14 protein-coding genes are annotated in these 21,455 nt (G+C 45.7%); 5 read left to right on the top strand and 9 right to left on the bottom strand.

Annotation, left to right across the window (positions count from 1 at the left end; genetic code table 11):
- Positions 1 to 21: 21 nt before the first annotated feature.
- The 6 genes from BSHG_RS17590 to BSHG_RS17565 all read right to left on the bottom strand — a co-directional run bounded on the left by BSHG_RS17590 (position 22) and on the right by BSHG_RS17565 (position 9,522).
- Complete coding sequence (locus BSHG_RS17590; protein ID WP_008657672.1) at positions 22 to 1,608, bottom strand: sialidase family protein; 1,587 nt, start codon at positions 1,606 to 1,608, stop codon at positions 22 to 24.
- A 23-nt stretch (positions 1,609 to 1,631) separates the two neighbouring features.
- A complete protein-coding gene (locus BSHG_RS17585; protein WP_008657674.1) occupies positions 1,632 to 2,732 on the bottom strand; it encodes a sialidase family protein in 1,101 nt (366 codons plus the stop codon).
- Between the two features lie 92 nt (positions 2,733 to 2,824).
- A complete protein-coding gene (locus tag BSHG_RS17580; RefSeq protein WP_005791097.1) occupies positions 2,825 to 4,285 on the bottom strand; it encodes a RagB/SusD family nutrient uptake outer membrane protein in 1,461 nt (486 codons plus the stop codon).
- 13 nt (positions 4,286 to 4,298) lie between these two features.
- Positions 4,299 to 7,595 carry a SusC/RagA family TonB-linked outer membrane protein gene (locus BSHG_RS17575; RefSeq protein ID WP_008657676.1) on the bottom strand — a complete coding sequence of 1,099 codons (3,297 nt, stop codon included), beginning with the start codon at positions 7,593 to 7,595 and terminating at the stop codon, positions 4,299 to 4,301.
- Positions 7,596 to 7,685: 90 nt separating this feature from the next.
- Positions 7,686 to 8,594, bottom strand: coding sequence for a dihydrodipicolinate synthase family protein (locus BSHG_RS17570; protein WP_005791099.1), 909 nt, complete (start codon positions 8,592 to 8,594; stop codon positions 7,686 to 7,688).
- Positions 8,595 to 8,799: 205 nt separating this feature from the next.
- On the bottom strand, positions 8,800 to 9,522 hold the full coding sequence (locus BSHG_RS17565; RefSeq protein ID WP_005791100.1) for a FadR/GntR family transcriptional regulator: 723 nt from the start codon (positions 9,520 to 9,522) through the stop codon (positions 8,800 to 8,802).
- Positions 9,523 to 9,989: 467 nt separating this feature from the next.
- On the opposite strand from BSHG_RS17565, the gene BSHG_RS17560 reads away from it, so the two are divergent.
- The 5 genes from BSHG_RS17560 (at position 9,990) to dnaG (ending at position 16,617) form a co-directional block, all read left to right on the top strand.
- Positions 9,990 to 10,835, top strand: coding sequence for a prephenate dehydratase (locus BSHG_RS17560; RefSeq protein ID WP_010993542.1), 846 nt, complete (start codon positions 9,990 to 9,992; stop codon positions 10,833 to 10,835).
- On the top strand, positions 10,810 to 11,994 hold the full coding sequence (locus BSHG_RS17555; protein ID WP_008657678.1) for a pyridoxal phosphate-dependent aminotransferase: 1,185 nt from the start codon (positions 10,810 to 10,812) through the stop codon (positions 11,992 to 11,994). Before BSHG_RS17560 ends, BSHG_RS17555 begins: the two co-directional genes overlap by 26 nt.
- A gap of 22 nt (positions 11,995 to 12,016) precedes the next feature.
- Entirely contained in the window at positions 12,017 to 13,078 is a 1,062-nt protein-coding gene (locus BSHG_RS17550; RefSeq protein ID WP_008657679.1) for a bifunctional 3-deoxy-7-phosphoheptulonate synthase/chorismate mutase type II, read from the top strand.
- 15 nt (positions 13,079 to 13,093) lie between these two features.
- A complete protein-coding gene (locus tag BSHG_RS17545; protein WP_005791104.1) occupies positions 13,094 to 13,867 on the top strand; it encodes a prephenate dehydrogenase in 774 nt (257 codons plus the stop codon).
- Positions 13,868 to 14,613: 746 nt separating this feature from the next.
- On the top strand, positions 14,614 to 16,617 hold the full coding sequence (gene dnaG, locus BSHG_RS17540) for a DNA primase (RefSeq protein WP_032497318.1): 2,004 nt from the start codon (positions 14,614 to 14,616) through the stop codon (positions 16,615 to 16,617).
- A gap of 34 nt (positions 16,618 to 16,651) precedes the next feature.
- On the opposite strand, the gene BSHG_RS17535 is transcribed toward dnaG, so the two are convergent.
- The 3 genes from BSHG_RS17535 to BSHG_RS17525 form a co-directional block, all read right to left on the bottom strand.
- Positions 16,652 to 18,244 carry a sulfatase gene (locus BSHG_RS17535; RefSeq protein ID WP_005791107.1) on the bottom strand — a complete coding sequence of 531 codons (1,593 nt, stop codon included), beginning with the start codon at positions 18,242 to 18,244 and terminating at the stop codon, positions 16,652 to 16,654.
- A gap of 26 nt (positions 18,245 to 18,270) precedes the next feature.
- A complete protein-coding gene (locus BSHG_RS17530; protein ID WP_008657681.1) occupies positions 18,271 to 19,752 on the bottom strand; it encodes a sulfatase in 1,482 nt (493 codons plus the stop codon).
- Between the two features lie 83 nt (positions 19,753 to 19,835).
- Positions 19,836 to 21,443, bottom strand: a complete 1,608-nt coding sequence (locus tag BSHG_RS17525) for a RagB/SusD family nutrient uptake outer membrane protein (RefSeq protein ID WP_008657683.1) — start codon at positions 21,441 to 21,443, stop codon at positions 19,836 to 19,838.
- Positions 21,444 to 21,455 lie beyond the last annotated feature (12 nt).

A 21,455-nucleotide genomic window follows, 5' to 3' on the forward strand; every position in this document is an offset into this window, starting at 1 on the left:
TTGTTGGAAAACCATCTGTGCCTAGCTACTTTCATAAAAAACACCAATCGTAGAATCATTGACCGAAGTTATGCAGGAATAGCCAAAACTTCCCAACTCATCCAACATGATTTTCCGGCCGGAATCCCAGGTATTTCCATCATCCAGGCTGCACTTTAGCGTCATGTGGTCTCTACTGTCATAAGACTCCGGATTGCAGAATAGAAGAAGAGTCTTTTGCCTGCCGTTTTCCTGATAAGTATGTCGATGAATACTTGCCATACAAGTAGGCTCTATCAATGCTTTTCGGGAAGTGGAATGTTCCGTCCATGTGCTTCCCAGATCGGAGGTGACACAAATACGGCGTCCATTGACCTTTTTATTACCGTGATTACGGTTATCACGCATATTCAACATGACACTGCCATCCTGTAATTCGACTGCCATGCACTCCGTAGTGTTGTGATAAGCCGGCTTAGAGGCTATCCATGTTTTTCCCCCATCCTTGCTATACGTAATATTAGAGAATGGTATTCCATCTTTATCACGGCCTTGTGTGGGAAATATTAATGTACCGTCTTTCAAAGTAATGCCATGCCCCGGTGCCGGAGCATACAGCCACCATTCCGGTTTCTTGGTTTGTGCTGTTATATTTACAGGGTCACTCCAAGTCACTCCGTCATCCACGCTTTTAGTAATCAAGAACTGACAGGTCTCTTTAACCCCGAGCCCGGGCTGAGAACCTTTCGCATGCCATTGGTGTATCCAACGGGTACTGTCCTGCGTCATTCCTTCCACCCATTTACCCGATCGGGGATCTAAGACTCCATACATCCAGAGTCCCGCCACATAAATAGTACCGTTCTTTTCATCGGTCAGGATACAAGCATCACTGATTCCATTATATTTCTCTGGCAATCCACCCCACTTTTTGCGGTCGAGCACTATCTGCATCGGCTGCCAGCTCATTCCACCATCCATGCTTCGCATCATCGCAATATCGATATCACCTTGCAAGTCACGCGAACTATCGTAACGGGCATCAAATATGGCCATCAAAGTTCCTTTCAGGGAAGTAGTAATGCCGGGAATACGCGAAGTATGAACTCCGTCTTCCCCTCTTTGCCGTACAGCGACTCCGGTACGGAGTGCGACAATCGGACGAACGGAAGTTACAGAAGCCTTACCACAAGTCGTCGTCACATGATCACAACTGACCGTCACACGATGGGTTAAGTCAACTTTATCTTTCAATTTAACAGTTACCCACAGTATGGTAGTATCTGATTTCAATTCCAACGGAGTGTCTAAAACCGTTTTTAAAGCGGGAGCAACTGAGTCGACACACTTTTCCCAGTCAGAAAGCCCCCTCTTTCCGGCAACTCTATATAAACTCAAATGAGTTAAATCGGTCAACAAAGTAGTACCTTTCAGGGATAATCCGATCTCCTTTACAAAACATGGTCCCGGACAGCTCTTTATCAACTTTAATTGCAAAACCGGATTAATCTCCTTTTTTGTCAAGACCGGTACTATGGGCTGTCGAACAATAACTTTCACCCGCTCGGCACGTAACGGAGTACTGAGTAAAAAACAACTCAATAAAAACAATATCGAAATATAACGCATATTGGTAAAATTGGGGATAAAAGTTAATATAGCATTTTATCAGTTTCTTCAAGTTTGAAGCGTACGCCGACAATGGAGTGTTGTTCAGGGCCCGGCCGCATTTTAACATAAGTGATGGCGACAATACTCCCATCCGGAAGGATTTCGAGACCGGGATATCCACAATCCGAACCGGCATAACTATGTAAAAGCTTTATTTTATATTGTCCGGAAGTTCCCTCAAGCAAATCTTTATAATTACCGACCCAGGCTACAAAATGCCCTTTCGTCGGACTGTTGGGAGCCATATCCCGAAAGACGGCAATCATACGACCGTCAGGAGTAAACTTTATTACATGCCTGTCTCCGGTCAGGCCCCAGGGAGTTTCTTGCAAAGGAGACCAGGTGGTTCCCTCATCATCAGAAAACATCATCAGAGAATTGCCTACCCGGTTATTTTCACGCGCTACACAGACAAGCCGTTTGCCATCGGGAGCGCGGAAGACACAGGGTTCACAGGGTGAACGCCCCTCCATCTCGCCTACTTTCACCGACTCGCTCCAGGTCAGTCCTCCGTCATGTGAGACAGATTGCCACAAAGTCAACGGAGGACGGTCCCGATCATTCAGTCCACGGTGATACAACCCGAGATAATCGCCATTCTTCAATTTTACAATGCTTGAAAACGCCATCACACAAGGTTTATTCAAACTACGGACCGGACTCCAGCTCTTCCCTCCGTCTTCACTATAAGTCATAGGCATGTCCGGCCAGGCACTAAACACAAAGACACGTTCTTTCCCCTGCTTATCCGTCAGTTTATAAATACTGGGACAATTGCTCATCGTCTGCCAGTCAGCAGGGGTTTTACCATTTTTCCAAGTCAGCCCGGCATCCTTACTTTCGGCTATGAAAGACGCTTTACCTCCATGCCCGTAAGACCAGGTACAAAGAATAGTCTTATGATCATCCATCATTACAGTAGTAGGATGTCCGTTATATAAATCCGGCCTGCCCGGAGCTATTGTCACCTGCCGTTCACGCTGCCCCGATATGTCGATCCAAGGCAGATTGGGGTGGACATTTTGTCCGATTGAAGGAACAGCACAAAACAATAGAAACAGTTTCAAGATTGTGTTCTTCATAAACTTATGCTTTAAATTATTATACTTCCGTATCAAAAGAACTGTGTAAAAGTATATAACAGCTACTCCACACAGTTCCTTCTTTTTATATTCTATCTCTCTACATTACTTTCGTACCCATCTGTCTGCACCAGTTTGTCATTTAAGACCATATCATTATAATTGATTGGGAAATACAACGGATAACCGGGTTTGTCATTCAAATTGGGCACCTCCTTATAAATGTCAATGGTCCCGCCACAATGGAAACGCACCAAATCAAACCATCGTTTTTGCTCTATAAAAAGCTCTCTTAAACGTTCGTCACAGATTTCTTTCTCTACAGCAATCTTATCTTTCGGGCCATCATAGGGCTCCAGGCCCGCCCGGTCACGAACCTCATTCAGATCGACAAGAGACTCAGATATCTTATTGAGTGCAGCATTGGCCTCAGCACGCAACAGAAGAAGATCTCCCCAACGATAAGCTATCAAGTCATCGTCAAAATAACGATCGTCGGAATAGGCCTTCCCCCTGAATTTGTTTGTCTGGGTTAAAATCAGGTTACCATCTTTATCCACCAAATCAATCATGGCAACTTTATAGCGCCTATCGCCCGGATACTTAAGATACAACTCTCTGGCCTTGTCACTTGGGGCATAGACATGGCGGCTCTGATTGGGTGAAGTTGCCGCATCGGCCAAGTTGACAGCCATCGATAAATTATCGGTTCTCGATGTAGTGTTGGTTGCAATAGAAAGATTTCCAGTTTCATAGCGTTCAAAATAAAAAGAGAAAATGATCTCATTATTCTTTTTATTATCATTGGCAAATACCTTTGCATAATCCGGTAGCAAAGACACTCCACTCCCGCCTACCTGATCGATTGCCTTGATCGCTTCTTCCAGATCCGCATTTCCACCATTCAGGACCTTTGCTTTCCACATTAAAACATCGGCTTTCAAAGCATAGGCAGCCGGCTTTGAAGCTAAATTCTTATTGATATATCCATCCTCCGGAAATAACAGGACAGACTGTTCTATATCTTCAAGGATCAACTTCATGACGTCTTCTTTGGGAGAACGGGGTTTAAGCTCAACGTTGTCCGAAAGCACAGGATCAGTAATGATGGGAGCATCTCCCCAAATACGCACTATAAGAAAATAAGTATATGCTCTTAGAAAGTGACACTCAGCTTTTATACGATTCTTCTCAGTCTCATTAGTAAACTTCAGACTTTCAATTTTATTGAAAAGAAGATTGGCGTGATGAATGATATTATAAGCCGAACGATAAGAAGGAGCATTGCTCTCAAGCAAAGTATGGGCCCATGCCACACTCGTAGGGCCGATCTCACCGGCTTTAAAAGCATCTCCCCGGTCTTCACCGTAATAAGAAGTATTATTCAGGTCACGCACCTTATTGTAAATGCCCGTAAGATAAGCTTTGGCATCTCCCGGAGTTTTCCAGAACGACTGTGAAGTGATGGTAGAAACCGGATCAACCTCCAACAAGCTACAACTGCAAATCCATGTGCAGCAGAGAATACAGATCAATATTTTTGTTGCTTTCATAGTGAAAATCATTTTAAAAAGTTAGTCTTACACCAAAGTTAAATTGAATCGGGAGAAAGTATTCACCGGTCTCTTGTCCATCGTACTGTTCAGGATTTAATCCGTCAAAGGCTGTAATGTATCCGATATTTGTCACACCGGCATTCAAAGACACCCCTTTCACCTTCATTTTAGAACATATGGAACGCGGCAGTTCATAACCTAACGAAACCTCACGGAAGCACAAATAATCTCCCTTTGAATAATAAGCCGTATTGTCGGCATTTCCATTTGAATTCATTCCGGCATAAGCTATTGTACGCATGTGATTGCGATATCCGTTATCCCAGTCCGAAGCAACATCGTAACGCGGATACTTGGCTGTTGCAGCATCACCCGTCTGCCACCAGATGTTTCCATTCGTAACGTCAGTAGTCGTTATAATGGCATTGCGTGCATTGGCATTGGCACGGCATCTCCATATATTGGCAATGGAATGTCCTAAAGCAAAATCGACAACCAAACGAAGAGAAAAATTCTTGTAAGACAAATTATTAATCAAGGCTCCCTTCTTATCCGGATTGGCCCAGCCAATAAAAGCAATATCCTTATCATCGATAACTCCATTATTGTCAAGGTCGGCCCAGATAGCATCTCCGGCAACCTTTTTCTTATTCATCTTAGAACCGGAGACCTTGGTGTCGACCGGAGCTTTTGCAGCTTCTTCATCTTTATCGTATACCCCCAGATACTTATATCCCCAACGTCCGCCTATCCTCTCGCCTTCGGCCAGGCCGCCGGTCTCAACATAAGTACCCGATTTAGCATCCCATACAAGTCCGCCCTGTACCCGATTTTTGTCTCTCCCATTATAAGGAAGCTTTTTCATATACGTCCTGTTCATACTGAAAGTACCCGTAACATCCCAATTCACGGGGGAAGTTGTTGAAAGAGGATGTGCTGTCAGCGATAACTCAAAACCTTTGTTCTGTACAGTCCCCAAATTGGCCTTTATAGAACTAAAACCTGTCTGTGCCGGAAGAGCTTTGTCATACAAACGATCGGAAGTCAATTTATTATATCCGGTTACCGACAGTTCAAGACGATTATCAAAGAAACCGGCATCAAAACCATAATCCACATTAGAGGTTGTTTCCCATACCAAACTGTTATTGGCAAGTACACTATTCAGTACCCCCGGATTTCCGGCATAAATATATGAAGCATATTCGCCTTGGGTATTAGAATACGACAACTTATTATTTCCGGTCTGTCCCCAACTCGCCCGCAATTTCATCCGGCTGACAACGGTTTTGGGAAACCAGTCTTCATAATGCATATTCCATCCTCCGGATACGGCCGGAAACAATGCGAATTTATGATCTTCGGCAAATTGGGAGGCTCCGTCATAGCGTGCTGAAACCGTCAGCAAATAGCGGCGCTTATAGTCATAATTGACACGGGCAAAGAAACCTACCAGTACTTCTTTATCCAAAGAGGAAGTGGTACGCTGTAAATCGGGCTTGGTAGGCGCCAACGTAGGTACATAATCCGTAGGGGCTTCCGAGCCTGTTCCTTTCAATTTATAAGTATCGTCCTGGGTATAATTCATACCTATCATTGCATTAAGAGTGTGTTTATCACTGAATACTTTATCATAGGTAAACACCGCGTCTGCCATGATTTGCTTATACTGGTCGTGTTTCTCGAGTGTCTTACGACCTTTATTAAACTCGTTATACTTCTCAAAAAAACGATAGATATTTTCCTGCATATAATAGGAGGCTGACGGCTTAAAATGCAATCCCTTCAGAATCTCCCAATCCAATCCTAACTGAATCGTGTTTCGATAAGCTTTGTCCGAAATATCCTGATAATATAATTCGTGCAGTCTATTCCGGGGTGAGCCTCCGGCTTCACCAATACCGGGAGTTCCATCGTCATAATACAGACGGAAGGTCGTAGGATAGCGAGAAGAACGGTCCATTGTGCTTGTGCCCGAGTTCTCCGGATCAGTCGCTTTATTCGAAATTGTGGAATGTTTCAATCCGACGGTTAATTTTAAATTACTGCGAAGATTGTAATTTCCATTGGCAGTAAGGCTGAAACGATCGTATCCCGTACCCAGAACAATACCTTCGGAATTAATATACCCCAAACTCACATAATAATTACCTTTGTCATTTCCGCCGGAAGCACTCAGATCGTAGTTGTGTGTCAATGCAGTCTGAAACAATACATCTTTTTGATAGTGATTGTCTTTAAATATCAACTGTTTTCCCGAATAAGGATCGGTCATCGTTTCATATCCTTGTCTGTTCAGCAAATCATCGACATAAGACTGTCCCATATTGGAAATCAAATCATCTAAATATTCGGTAGTGAAACGAGAATAGCCATATCCTTCCAAGGCTCCATTTTTATAATTGATATTACCTGTTGAATAAGGGTATGCGCCGCCTTCCAGGCGTCCGCTGACATTGGCGTCATTGATTCCACGGGAACCGGCTAAACGGGAAGCATACAGATAGTCGCGTGCACCGGAAAACGGATAATGCTGCCGAATCTGCTCAACTCCCAAACGGTAGGAAGCGGAAATAGTGGCTTTACCATCTTTTGAAGAGCCTTGCTTGGTAGTAATAAGAATGATACCATTGGCGGCCTTAGCACCATAAATTGCAGCGGAAGCGGCATCTTTCAGTACTTCCATAGACTCAATATCTTCCTGATTGAGTCCATTCATGTTGCTACGGACAACCCCATCAATGACAAAAAGAGGAGAGTCGTTAGCCGGATCGGTTGACCCGCCACGGATCAGCACTACCGGCTGTGCACCGGGCTGTCCGGTAGTCTGTCGAATATCCAGTCCAGCAACCTTTCCCTGTAGATTGTTCAAAGGAGATGCAGAGACAGAAGACATTAACTCCGCTTTCTTCACAGATACAACTCCTGAAGTAACGGTTGCCTTAGATTGAGTTCCATAACCGATGGCTACGACCTCGTCAAGTAGAACCGATTCATCTTCCAAAGTAATTTCATAAAATGTATTATTGGTTACTTTCAGATCCTTGGTTTTCATTCCAATAAAGGAGATTTGTAACAAAGATTTATGTGGAACCTTCAATTTAAATTTTCCATCGACATCGGTAGTTGTACCTATTTGTGTGTTCTTTACAATAACTGTAGCACCTATGACCGGTTCTCCGGATGTGTCCTTAACAACACCACTAATCTCAAAATTGCCACTTTGTTGAGCATGAACGGGTGCTAATGTCCCAATAAATGTCAATAAAACAACAATGAGACACTTAATTCGAGTAATTTTTCTCATCTTTGTATGCTTTTAATATAAAATTTAAGGCGTAGGGCGAAGGGGGTATATTCCGTCCAAAGTCTATTTCCCCTTCCCTACTTTTATTTTTTAATTCAAGAAACCTATTTTTTCAAGATCTCTTTTGAGCGAAGAATATTCATCATCGCCAAATGGTGTGACGGGCAGACGACACCGGCCGCAATCAACACCTATTAAATTCATTATTGCTTTTCCTCCACGTACACCTCCTCCGTATTTAATTATTATTTTTACTATTTCAATCGACTTCTGCTGCATCCGGCGAGCAGTACAGATATCACCTTTCTTGAACGCATCAAAAAGATTCTGATATACAGCAGGTAAATAATTGTAGGTACTACCAACACCGGCAACGGCTCCTAAAGCCAATCCGGCAATCAGAATTTCATCGTATCCATGCAGCACCTCGAATTCTCCATTATTGAGTTCCAAGCATTCACCCATCTCCATCAGGTTATTGTGTGTGAATTTTGTTCCAACCAGATTAGGCATCGTTTTCTTTCCCTCTATAAGAAAAGAGGGAACCGAAAGAGATACTCCCGTCATAGACGGCATATTATAATAATAGAAAGGAAGATCGGGAGCACTTTGAGCAATTGGAGTAAAAAAGTCCACCAGATCCTTTACCGAAGAGGGTTTAAAAAAACAGGGAGCCATAGCGGCAAAAGCATCAGCTTCCACCTCTTGTGCATGCCGAGCCAGCTCCATAGCTTCCAATTGGCAGTTACTACCCACATGCGCAATCACCTTGAAGCGTTTCCGGGCAGACTTTATCCACTGAGCAAGAATAGCTTTACGCTCACCCGTAGTCAGTGAATGAGATTCTCCTGTGGTTCCACAAACAAATACACCTGCCATTCCTGATTCAGCCATCAGGTCGGCGTATTTGTCTATAACAGAAAGATTGATATCTCCCCGCGCATCCATAGGAGTAAAAGTGGCGGCAACCATTCCTTCCAAACGTTGATAATGTTTCATTTTATTATTTAATTAGATATTAATAAGAATAAGGAATCTCTGATTGGAAACCCATTTCTCAGTGTCGATAACAAAGGTATAAAATGGCTGCGCAGCTACAATAAATGGTTATTTACCCGGTTACCTGCAATAAAAGAACGGCCATCCTCCAGATATTCCCCAAGGGAATGCTAAAATTCTGTTTGACTTCTTGCAATCCCCCCGATTATTCGTTAACGATTCTACGTTTCATAAAAATCTTGTATACGGCAAAATGTTTCTCAAGCGCCTTTCTATAACCGGCCTCATCATGTTTTTCCAAAAAGCCGAGAAGGTCAGCGTGAGTTACCAATTCTCCCCGCTCTTTTATCTCTATATTAATAGGTTCGAGCAACTCTTTGAATTTGTCTTTCACAAAAACCATCACGGGATGGATGATCTCCTGAAATTCACGGATAGTGGCATTACCGGTTATCTCATAAAGTTTAGCATGAAAAGTAAATTCACTGATAGGGGCATATTCATTGTTCTCAAAAGCGATTCCCAACCGGACAATCTCCTTCAGTTCAACAATATCTTCCGGAGTTATATTCTGGAAAAGATCACTGCAAATTCCCAATTCCAAAGCAATCCTGAAACCTAAAAGATCAAACAGGGAATGCTCACTCAGAATGCGAGGATCGACAACCCGCTTCATGCCTCCAAGGATAGAAGGTTCGGTCAGAATCATTCCCCGCCTGGTACGTGTCTCGATCATCCCTACCATTTTCAATCGGCTGAGGGCCTCCCTCAGCACACTACGTGCCACACCCAAAGCAGCGGCCAGTTCCATCTCATTGGGAATGGCATCTCCTGCCCGCAGATCTTTGGTTCTAAAATAAGTAAGTAGGTTATCTTCGACCTGATCGACCAAAGTTATCGCCTGACCATGTAGTTTTAATGTATCCATAGTATAACAATTCAGTTTAGTTAAAATAAGATTAATCTTATTTGTCTGACAAATAAAAGAAGTTTTTAGGAGAAAAACTAGCATCTTAAGAACTGAAACGTCCCATTTAGCAAACATTAACAAAGACAAGCCTATATACTATATTATAAAGGCCATTTATAGTCATAAAAGCACAAATTGGGAATATAAACACATAAATCACAAAAAAAAGTTTGTTTTTTATTTGCGTTTAAGATAAAAGCATTAATTTTGCCTCAGATTTAAAACAAAAAGAAAATAGATCTGATGAACGTATTCACTTTTACATATTACTTCTTTTTTTACTTTTACTTTAGCCAGAAAGTAGAGCGGGAGTTTGTATGTATCAAGTGACAGGGTGCTTAAGAACTGAAATTAAGAGAAACTAATAATATGAATCCCGCTCCGACATGGACGCGGGATTTTTTTATACCATATACTCAATAGGAATGAAAAGAATAGCAATTCAAGGAACACTGGGCTCGTATCACGATATAGCCGCACACAAGTACTTCGAAGGAGAAGAGATAGAATTAATCTGTTGCGCCAACTTTGAAGATGTGTTTGCTGCCATCCGGAAAGATAGTCAGACCATCGGGATGCTGGCCATTGAAAACACGATTGCAGGAAGCCTGCTGCACAACAACGAATTGTTGCGCCAAAGCGGCACACAAATTATCGGCGAATACAAATTACGCATTTCGCACAGCTTCGTTTGCCTGCCCGAAGAGGACTGGAATGACATTACCGAGGTGAACTCTCACCCGATTGCCCTGATGCAATGCCGGGAGTTCCTGAACCAACACCCACGTATCAAAGTGGTAGAAGCCGAAGATACGGCTTTGAGTGCCGAAATCATCAAACGGGAAAACCTGAAAGGGCACGCCGCCATCTGTTCCCGTGCCGCTGCCGAACGCTACGGAATGAAGGTACTGCAGGAAGGCATCGAAACCAACAAACACAATTTCACCCGTTTTCTGGTAGTGGCAGATCCGTGGCAGGTGGACGAGATACGAAAGCAAAACACCGTTCTCAACAAAGCAAACATCGTTTTCACTCTCCCCCACTCCGAAGGAAGTCTCTCACAGGTTCTGTCTATTCTATCTTTTTATAATATCAACTTAACAAAAATACAATCGCTCCCTATCATCGGACGGGAATGGGAATACCAGTTTTACGTAGATGTAGCTTTCAACGATTACCTGAGATATAAACAATCGATTACAGCAATCACTCCATTGACGAAAGAACTTAAAATATTAGGCGAATATGCAGAAGGAAAATCAAACGTATAAGGTAGCGCCGGCCGACAGACTGGCCGATGTAAGCGAATACTACTTTTCGAAGAAACTGAAAGAAGTGGCACGGATGAACGCAGAAGGTAAAGATGTAATCAGCCTGGGAATCGGAAGCCCGGACATGCCTCCTTCGGAACAGACCATCGAAACGCTATGTAATAATGCCCACGATCCGAACGGACACGGTTATCAACCGTATGTGGGTATACCGGAACTTCGCAAGGGTTTTGCCGACTGGTATAAACGCTGGTATGGAGTGGAACTGAATCCGGCAACAGAAATTCAGCCGCTGATCGGATCAAAAGAAGGCATCTTGCACGTGACACTCGCTTTTGTCAATCCGGGAGAACAGGTACTGGTGCCCAATCCGGGATATCCCACCTACACTTCGTTAAGCAAAATACTGGGTGCCGAGGTGGTGAACTATAACCTGAAAGAGGAAGACGGATGGATGCCGGACTTCGATGAACTGGAAAAGATGGATCTGAGCCGCGTGAAACTGATGTGGACCAACTATCCGAACATGCCTACCGGTGCCAACGCTACTCCGGAACTGTACAAACGCCTGGTGGAGTTTGCCCGCCGCAAGAACATCGTGATTGTGAACGACAATCCGTACAGCTTTATCCTGAACGATAAGCCGATCAGTATCCTGAGTGTGCCGGGTGCCAAAGAATGCTGTATAGAATTCAACTCCATGAGTAAAAGTCACAATATGCCGGGATGGCGTATCGGCATGCTGGCTTCGAACGCAGAGTTTGTACAATGGATTCTGAAAGTAAAAAGCAACATCGACAGCGGAATGTTCCGTGCCATGCAACTGGCAGCTGCCAAAGCACTTGAAGCGGATTCGACCTGGTACGAAGGCAACAATGTAAACTATCGGAACCGTCGTCACCTGGCCGGCGAGATTATGAAAACGCTGGGATGCACGTACGACGAAAAGCAGGTGGGCATGTTTCTCTGGGGAAAAATCCCCGCAAGTTGCGCCGATGTAGAAGAACTGACAGAGAAAGTGCTGCAGGAAGCACGCGTCTTCATCACTCCGGGATTTATTTTCGGAAGCAACGGAGCGAGATACATCCGCATCTCTCTCTGCTGCAAAGACGCCAAGCTGGCAGAAGCGCTGGAACGAATCAAATCAATAATGAAATAACAACTAAACGAATTAGATCGATATGGAACTCGAATCAATCTTATTGCCGGGTGTGGAAGATAAACGCCCGATGGTAATAGCCGGCCCTTGCAGCGCCGAAACAGAAGAGCAAGTAATGTCAACAGCTACCCAACTGGCAGCCAAAGGAGTAAAAATCTTCCGTGCGGGAATCTGGAAACCGCGCACCAAACCGGGAGGTTTCGAAGGTATCGGTGTGGACGGACTGGCCTGGCTGAAAGAGGTGAAAAAAGAAACCGGCATGTACGTATCTACCGAGGTAGCCACCGCCAAACATGTGTACGAATGCCTGAAAGCGGGTATCGACATACTCTGGGTAGGAGCACGTACCACTGCCAATCCTTTTGCTGTACAGGAAATAGCCGATGCACTGAAGGGAGTAGACATTCCCGTATTGGTTAAAAACCCGGTAAACCCGGACCTGGAATTATGGATCGGTGCTTTGGAACGCATCAACAACGCCGGACTGAAACGTCTGGGAGCCATCCACCGCGGATTCAGCAGCTACGACAAGAAGTTATACCGTAACTTGCCTCAATGGCACATTCCTATCGAATTGCGCCGCCGCATACCCGAACTGCCTATCTTCTGCGACCCGAGCCACATCGGCGGAAAGCGCGAACTGGTAGCTCCTCTCTGCCAGCAGGCTATGGACCTGAACTTTGACGGATTGATTGTAGAAAGCCATTGCAACCCGGACTGTGCATGGAGCGACGCTTCACAGCAAGTGACTCCGGACGTACTGGACTATATCCTCAACCTGCTTGTCATCCGTAAAGAAACGCAGACAACGGAGAATCTGAACGTATTGCGCAAGCAGATTGACGAATGTGATGACAACATCATACAGGAATTGGCAAAACGTATGCGCGTAGCACGCGAAATCGGTACTTACAAAAAGGAACACGATATCACAGTGCTTCAGACCGGACGTTATAACGAGATTCTTGAAAAACGCGGTGCTCAGGGCGAACAGTGCGGCATGAGTGCAGAGTTTGTGAAAGTGATCTTCGAAGCCATCCACGAAGAATCGGTTCGTCAACAGATGGAGATTATCAATAAATAGCAAATCATTCATATTATGCGAATTCTAATTTTGGGAGCCGGCAAGATGGGCTCCTTCTTTACTGACATACTAAGTTTCCAGCACGAGACGGCCGTGTTCGACGTCAACCCGCATCAGCTTCGGTTTGTATACAACACCTACCGCTTCACCACTCTGGAGGAGATCAAGGAGTTCGAACCGGAACTGGTGATCAATGCTGCCACAGTGAAATACACGCTGGACGCTTTCCGCAAAATTCTGCCGGTTTTGCCCAAAGACTGTATCCTGAGTGATATTGCTTCGGTAAAAACCGGATTGAAGAAGTTCTACGAAGAAAGCGGATTCCGTTATGTCTCCACTCACCCGATGTTTGGCCCTACTTTTGCCAGCCTGAGCAATCTGAGCAGCGAAAGTGCCATCATCATCAGTGAGAGTGATCATTTGGGGAAAGTATTCTTTAAAGACTTATACAATAGCCTGAACCTGAACATCTTCGAATATACTTTCGACGAGCATGATGAAACAGTGGCTTACTCCCTGTCCATCCCGTTTGTTTCGACATTTGTTTTTGCAGCTGTCATGAAGCACCAGGAAGCTCCGGGAACCACATTCAAAAAGCACATGGCCATTGCCAAAGGGCTGCTGAGCGAAGATGACTACTTATTGCAGGAAATCCTGTTCAATCCGCGCACACCGTCACAAGTGGAGAATATCCGCACAGAGCTGAAACAACTGCTTGAGATCATCACCAACAAAGATGCGGAGGGAATGAAAAAGTACCTGACGAAGATACGAGAGAAAATTAAATGATAATCTTTATCATAAGTATGAGGGGATGTCATCATTCATCACAGACATCCCCTCTCCTTTCTTTTCTAATTCGCGGGATAAGCAAAATGTCAAAATGATAATAAGAAGCGCCCAGTTTTCATTCTTTAGCCCCAAGGGAAAGGCAAGAAGGAAAAAACGGCTCTAATTCATTTTTCCTCCGATCCGATTGATCGCATTTATCGATATAAGAAGCATATTGAGCAGTAAAGGGTTCTTTCTGTATCATATCATCCACCCGGAAGCAACGGGAGTATCTTTCTGGCAGAAAAGAAAGCTCCGTATCAGCCAAGCAACCGGAAAGAAATACGGAGAAAAATCCGTCCTTAAACAGAACAATATATGTAATCATGGAAAACATATAGAGATATTTGAAAAAGAAGTAATCATTTTCGGGAAATGCTTACGTCTTTCGAGGAGAATGCTTACGTCTTTTCCCAAAAACACAAGCTCTTTTTACCCTGAACACAAGCTCTTTCTACCCCAAAGCCCGGCTCTCCGACCCAAAAAGGCTGCCATTTTGCACTTTCTTCCTCCGGTTGGCAAGAAAAAGATCGGGCACCCGTCAGACTAACCCCCTATTTAGTAACTTTTTAATGCGAAACAGCGCGTACAGAGATCATTAAGTAAGCGGCAGATATATCGGCAGGTCCTGTCGAATCCACTGAAAAGTCATTTGATTATCCAAGAAATATCACGTACATTTGCATCCGCAAGGAGATAAAACAATGATAGATCAGGCAACCATAGACCGTATACTCGATGTCGCACAAATCGTAGAAGTGGTTTCGGACTTCGTCACGCTGCGCAAACGCGGTGTGAACTACGTGGGACTTTGCCCTTTCCATAACGAGAAAACTCCCTCGTTCAGCGTGTCTCCCTCCAAGGGACTTTGCAAGTGTTTCAGTTGCGGCAAGGGCGGCAACGCGGTGCACTTCATCATGGAACACGAACAGATGTCCTATCCCGAGGCACTCCGCTACCTGGCCAAGAAGTATAACATAGAAATCAAGGAACGGGAGCTGACCAATGAAGAGAAAGAGGTGCAAAGCAACCGCGAAAGTATGTTCATTGTCAACAACTTCGCCCGCGACTACTTTCAGAATATCCTGAAAAACCATGTAGACGGACGCAGCATCGGACTGGCTTATTTCCGCCAACGGGGTTTCCGTGACGATATTATTGATAAGTTCCAGTTGGGTTTCAGCACCGAGGGGCGCGATGCACTGGCACAGGAGGCATTGCGCAAAGGGTTCAAACAAGAGTTCCTGGTAAAGACCGGACTCTGTTATGAAACGGACGACCATAAGTTGCGCGACCGCTTTTGGGGACGTGTCATGTTTCCCGTTCACACGCTTTCGGGCAAAGTGGTTGCCTTCGGCGGACGTGTGCTCAGCACGGAGAACAAGAAACTTGCCAAGTACGTCAACTCTCCCGAATCGGAAATCTATCATAAAAGCAACGAACTATACGGCATCTACTTTGCCAAGCAGGCCATCGTAAAGCAGGACCGCTGCTTCCTTGTGGAAGGATATACGGACGTTATATCGATGCACCAGTCGGGAGTAGAGAATGTGGTGGCCTCGTCCGGTACTTCTCTTACACCGGGGCAGATCCGGTTGATCCACCGTTTCACCAACAACATCACGGTGCTTTATGACGGTGACATGGCGGGCATCAAAGCTTCTATCCGGGGGATCGACATGCTGCTCGAAGAGGGAATGAATATCAAAGTATGCCTCTTACCCGACGGAGACGACCCGGACTCTTTTGCACGGAAGCACAACGCTACGGAGTTTCAGAACTTCATACAGGAACACGAGACGGACTTTATACGCTTCAAGGCACAACTGCTGATGGAGGATGCCGGCAAGGACCCGATGAAACGTGCCGAGCTGATCAATGACATCGTGCGCAGCATTGCGGTGATTCCCGAAGCCATCGTCCGGGATGTGTACATCAAGGAGTGCGGGCAGTTGTTGCGGATAGAAGATAAGTTACTGGTATCCGAAGTGGCCAAGCGCAGGGAACTTCAGGCCGAGAAGGGGAATAAACCCATAGCCTCCAATAATGCCCCGACGCCGCAACCGGGCGAAATGCCTCCTCCTTTCCCTCCCGAAGAAATGGAGGCAGACACCTACCAATCGTTCATCCCGCAGGAAGGTAAAGAGGGACAAGAGTTTTATAAATACGAGCGCCTGATTATTCAGATGATTGTGCGCTATGGAGAGAAGGTGATGTGTAACTTAACGGATGAAGAAGGCAACGAAGTCCCGGTCACCGTTGTCGAGTATGTCATCAATGACCTGAAGGAGGACGAACTGGCTTTCCATAATCCCCTCCACCGCCGTATCCTCTCGGAGGCCTCCGAACATATCCACGATCAGGAGTTCGCTTCCGAACGCTTCTTCGTGGCGCACCCCGATCCGAAAATCAGTACGATAGCCACCGAACTGGCGAGTGACCGGTATCAACTGAGCAAGTATCACTCCAAAACACAGAAGTTGGTGACGGATGAGGAACGGCTGTACGAGATGGTCCCGATGCTGATGATTAACTTCAAGAACGCCATTGTCGCAGAAGAGCTGAAGCACATCATGTATGCCCTGCAAGATCCTTCGATTGCGAATGACAACGCCCAGTGCGACGCTGTCATGCAACGGTACAAGGAGATGAAGGAGATACAGAATCTGATGGCCAAACGACTGGGCGACCGGGTGGTGCTGCGCTGACCATCCGATTCCGCTCTTTCATAATTTCCCGTCCTTAATCTTTCGTTTCGCTCCCCCACCAGTCTGCATTAGGCTTGAAATCTTTGCCTAACTGCTTCTTGCGGGTAGCTTCCAAGGTTTTCATCATTCTTTCGCGAGTCTTTTTCTTATAGAGAGCCTCCGCTGCCGGATTGTATTGAGGATCGGGTTCAGGATATCTGGCCCCTACCTCAGTCAGCCATACAGACAGCTTCTTACTCAAGAACTCCACCTTTTCGGGATATTGCACATTCAGCGGTTCCGACTCGGTTTCGTCTATCCGCAGATTATAAAGTTCATCCCTGCCATCTTCGTAATAATGAATCAGCTTCCAGTCGCCTTGCCGTATGATGGAAGAAGGTTCGCCACCCTGATTGCCATAATGAGGATAATGCCAGTATAAAGCACGCTCGGGGATGCTCTTGCCCTGTAACAGAGGAAGCAGGCTTACACCGTCCTGATGTTGGCCGGGCATTAATGGGATGCCTGCCATATCGAGAAAAGTAGGATACAAATCGGCACCGGTGACAGGCACCACGCACGAATCTCCCTTTAAAGTATTACCCGGAAAATCGATAAATAACGGTACGCGTATTCCACCTTCCCACTGCCGCCCTTTTCCGCCGCGAAGAGGGTAGTTAGAGGTAGCGTATGCATCGCCCGAAGACACTCCGCCATTATCACTGGTGAACACGATAATCGTATTTTCATCCAAACCCAACTCATGCAATTTGGCAAGCACCACTCCCACGGCATCGTCCATCTGCTGTATCAGTCCGGCATATATGGGATTATCCTGCTGCAAACGTACAGGCAATGTACGATCTACTTCGAACCCCACCGGAGCGATCCCCATCGAATCCGCTTTATTCCGGAAATGCCTCCACTTGGCTTCAGTGGTCTCAATCGGCGCATGCACGGCATAGAAAGAGAGAAAAGCAAAGAAAGGCTGCTTTTTATTCCGGCGGGTATGGGTTTCGATAAACGACGCTGTCTCGTGTGCCAGACGCATGGATAAATTCTCACCATCCGGTCCTTCTTTCATTTTCGGATTGCCATAGGGAGCAAAATAGCCGCCGGGATAAGGACCTCCCGCTTCATGCCCGCCTATATTGATATCGAAACCATGATCTTCGGGATAAGAACCCTCACCTCCCAAATGCCATTTGCCGGCCATAAACGTTTTATAACCGTGGGCTTTCAATGCTTCGGGCAGAGTAATATCTTCTTTGGGCAATTGCCATACGTATTGGGCCGGAAGAAGCTTGGAATGTCTTCCCATCTTGCGCCACTCTTCTCCACTTCCTTCACCGATCCAATTGGTTATTCCGTGGCGGGCGGTAAACTTGCCTGTCATAATGCTGGCACGGGAAGGACTGGACACCTGACAGGCTGCATATCCTTGGGTAAACCTCACGCCATTACGGGCGATTCCATCGATATTGGGCGATTCATAATAACGGCTGCCCGTACATGCCAGATCTCTCCAGCCAAAGTCATCAGCCAGAATAAATAAGATATTGGGCTGCTTGGAGGAACGTGCCTGCTCGGCGGCATTTCCGCCAACAGTCAACGCAGTGGCTAACAATGATAAGGTAACGAATTTCATATCTGTTATATTTTAAGTACAAACGATTATTTATTTTCAAAAGAGTCGGAATCCTTCACAGGAGAAACATAGTGGGGATTATCAACAGGCATTCGGGCACCGACCTCCTTATACCACAAATATAGTTTCTTCCTTAGTCCATCTGCTATCTCAGGGTATATTTGTGACAGGTCTTTCTCTTCGGATTCGTCCTGAATCACATTGTACAACTCGACGTGATGGTCTTCAAAAAACTCAATAAGCTTATAATCCCCCTCACGTATAGCCGCAGAAGGCCGACCACCCAGTCCACCGCTATAATGAGGATAATGCCAGAATAAGGAAGGTCTGGACAGCCGTCCGCCCTGTAAGACGGGTTTCATGGAAACTCCGTCCACGTGTTGTCCGGGCAGTAGAGGCAATCCGCAAAGATCGAGCAAAGTCGGATAATAATCCGTACCGATGATCGGAGTATCCGAAACCTGTCTTCCTTTCAGGTGTCTACTCCATCGGATGATGGCAGGCACTTTGATGCCTCCTTCGTACAAATATCCTTTTCCGGCACGCAAAGGCAGATTGGAGGTCGGGATATTACGAGTAGTATTGCTAGTGGCCATTCCCCCATTATCGGACGTAAACACAACAATGGTGCGTTCATCGAGTCCCGACCGATGCAGGGTGTCTAACAGGCGTCCTATGTTTTCGTCCAGGCTCTCGACCATCGCGGCATAAGCCGGAATGTCCTGCACAAGTTTATGATACGTCTCTCCTTTTTTCACAAAAGATGAATCCGCAGGAACCGCCCGGCTCAGCTTTCTCCGGTATTTGGCTATCTTTTCCGCTTTTGCCTGTAAGGGCAGATGAACCGTATAATAGGACAGATAGACAAAGAACGGCTTTTCCTTAGGCTCCGAGATATAACGGATCACTTCATCAGTCAGGCGATCCGTCAGATACTCTCCTTCGGGACCGTCTTTCAGTTGTGGATTACCATAAGGCGAAAAATATCCTTTGGAGGGATGCCCCGTATTATTTCCTCCGATATTAATATCAAACCCATTCTGCTCAGGATAGTATTCGGCAGACTCGGCCAGATGCCACTTGCCTGCCATAAAGGTAGAATATCCGTTCTGCCTGAAGGCCTCGGCCATCGTTATTTCGTCTTTCGACAGATGGAGATTGAACGGCAAAGAAGCCAACCGCTGATTCTTATGAGGCCCGTACGCCCGGTCTCCGGGAATATAGTCGGTCAGGTTGATCCGGGCAGGGTATTTACCGGTCAACAGAGCAGCCCGGGACGGCGACGAAACCGGACATGCGGCATAGGATTGAGTAAAACAAACTCCTTCTCTTGCCAGCTTGTCGATATGAGGAGTTTCATAGAAACGGCTTCCGGTACAACTCAAATCCGTATATCCCAAATCGTCTGCATAAATGAAGATCACATTGGGATGCGGTTGTTTGTCGGTCTGTGCATCAGAGGTAACAGTGCAAATGCCACATGCGATTGGTAAAATCAGTCTTTTCATGTTTCCATTTTTTTATAAGACCATTCAAAAGAGGAGCGCTTGACGAACGCTCCTCTCCAAACAATCACTTTACCAGAAACTAATTACCAATTAGGATTCTGCTTCAAATTCGGATTCAGCGAAACCTCGCGCAGCGGCAAAGGGAAAAGATAATCTTTCGAACTATCAAACGTACGGCTTTCGGCATTCTGTACCAATATGAAACCGTTCTTATCCAGAATGACATCTTTACCGGGAACTGTGGACGGATAGAGTTCCGGATCGAACTTGGCACCCAAGATAGCGGCAGGCAACTCCGTTTCTGCCGTTTTCCAACGAATGATATCGTCATAACGGAACGATTCGGCGGCAAGCTCCACTCTGCGCTCACGGCGAATCTCATCACGCATGCTTAACCCGTGTTCTGCTACAAAAGCATTGGTCAGATCCGGCAGCCGGTTAGGATCTCCCTCGAAACGATTACGGAGTGCATTGACAGAGAGGTTCAAGTCTTCATCGGAAATCCGGTCGTCCAGTTCGAAACTGGCTTCGGCAAAGGTCAGCAATACTTCTGCATAACGAATCAGAATCTCATCAATCCGCGACTTCATGTTAGAGTAAGACTCCTCGTCGCCATACTTCTTAAACATATATCCGGTACGTGTCTGGCTCGTGAGATTAGGCACAAACGGTTTGCCTAAAAAAGGATCGCCGGGTTTCCAGATAGTCAATGCCATGCGAGGATCACGATTCTCGAACTCTTTTCCCGCAGGAAGATATTCCACCCGGTAGGCCGACTTCTCAAGAGGAAGTCCGTCTTTGCAAAGAAAAGCATCAGCCAATACCTTCGTCGGACTATGAGACAAGTCGGCTATTGTAGCACGGATACGGGGATTGTACGTATCGGCTTCGGCAGAATAACGAAATGACAGAATATGTTCATTCGAATCTTCGCCCGGAAGCAAAAACAGATTACGGTAATCGGCGTACAGCGAATATTCTTTAGAGTCAATCAGTCGCTTGCTGGCTTCTTTAGCTATTTGAAGATAGCTCTTATACTCTCCGCTACCATGAAACTTATTCCAGGTACCGATATAAAGCGCCACACGGGCAAGCATGGCTTGAGCGGCTCCTTTAGTCAAACGTCCTACATCTGTAGGCAACTTACTTTTCAGTGGAATATGTGTTTCGGCAAACTCCAGGTCTTCTATGATGCCTGCAATCACTTGCTCTTTGGGTACACGCGGTCCCATCAGCTCTTCCGAGTCCATATCGAGTGTACGCAATACGTATGGAACATCTCCAAATCGCTTCACCAGATTGAAATAGAAATATGCCCTGAAAAAACGGACTTCACCTGCATAACGGTTCTTTGTGGCCTCACTCACCTCAGCTTTCTCATAATTCTCCAGAAAATTATTAGCATGTCGTATCTGTTTATAGGCTGTGGTCCATATCCCATCAGTATTGCCTGGAGCGTGTGTTCCGGAACTTACCAGGTTTCCTACATTGGCAAAACCGTCGGCACTCTGATTATCCAGCGTATAAGAACGGTTCATATTCTGGTAAAACACGTTCGCTGCCAATCTTAAATCTTCTTCCGACTTCCAGAAGCTGCCGGGAGACAAATTTGTTTTAGGTTCACGATCCAAGAAATCGTTACAGCTGCAAAGAATTACTACGCTTAACAAAAAAAGATATATATTTTTCATCTTACTCCAAGA

It is taken from the genome of Bacteroides sp. 3_2_5, assembly GCF_000159855.2.
Classification (GTDB): domain Bacteria; phylum Bacteroidota; class Bacteroidia; order Bacteroidales; family Bacteroidaceae; genus Bacteroides; species Bacteroides fragilis.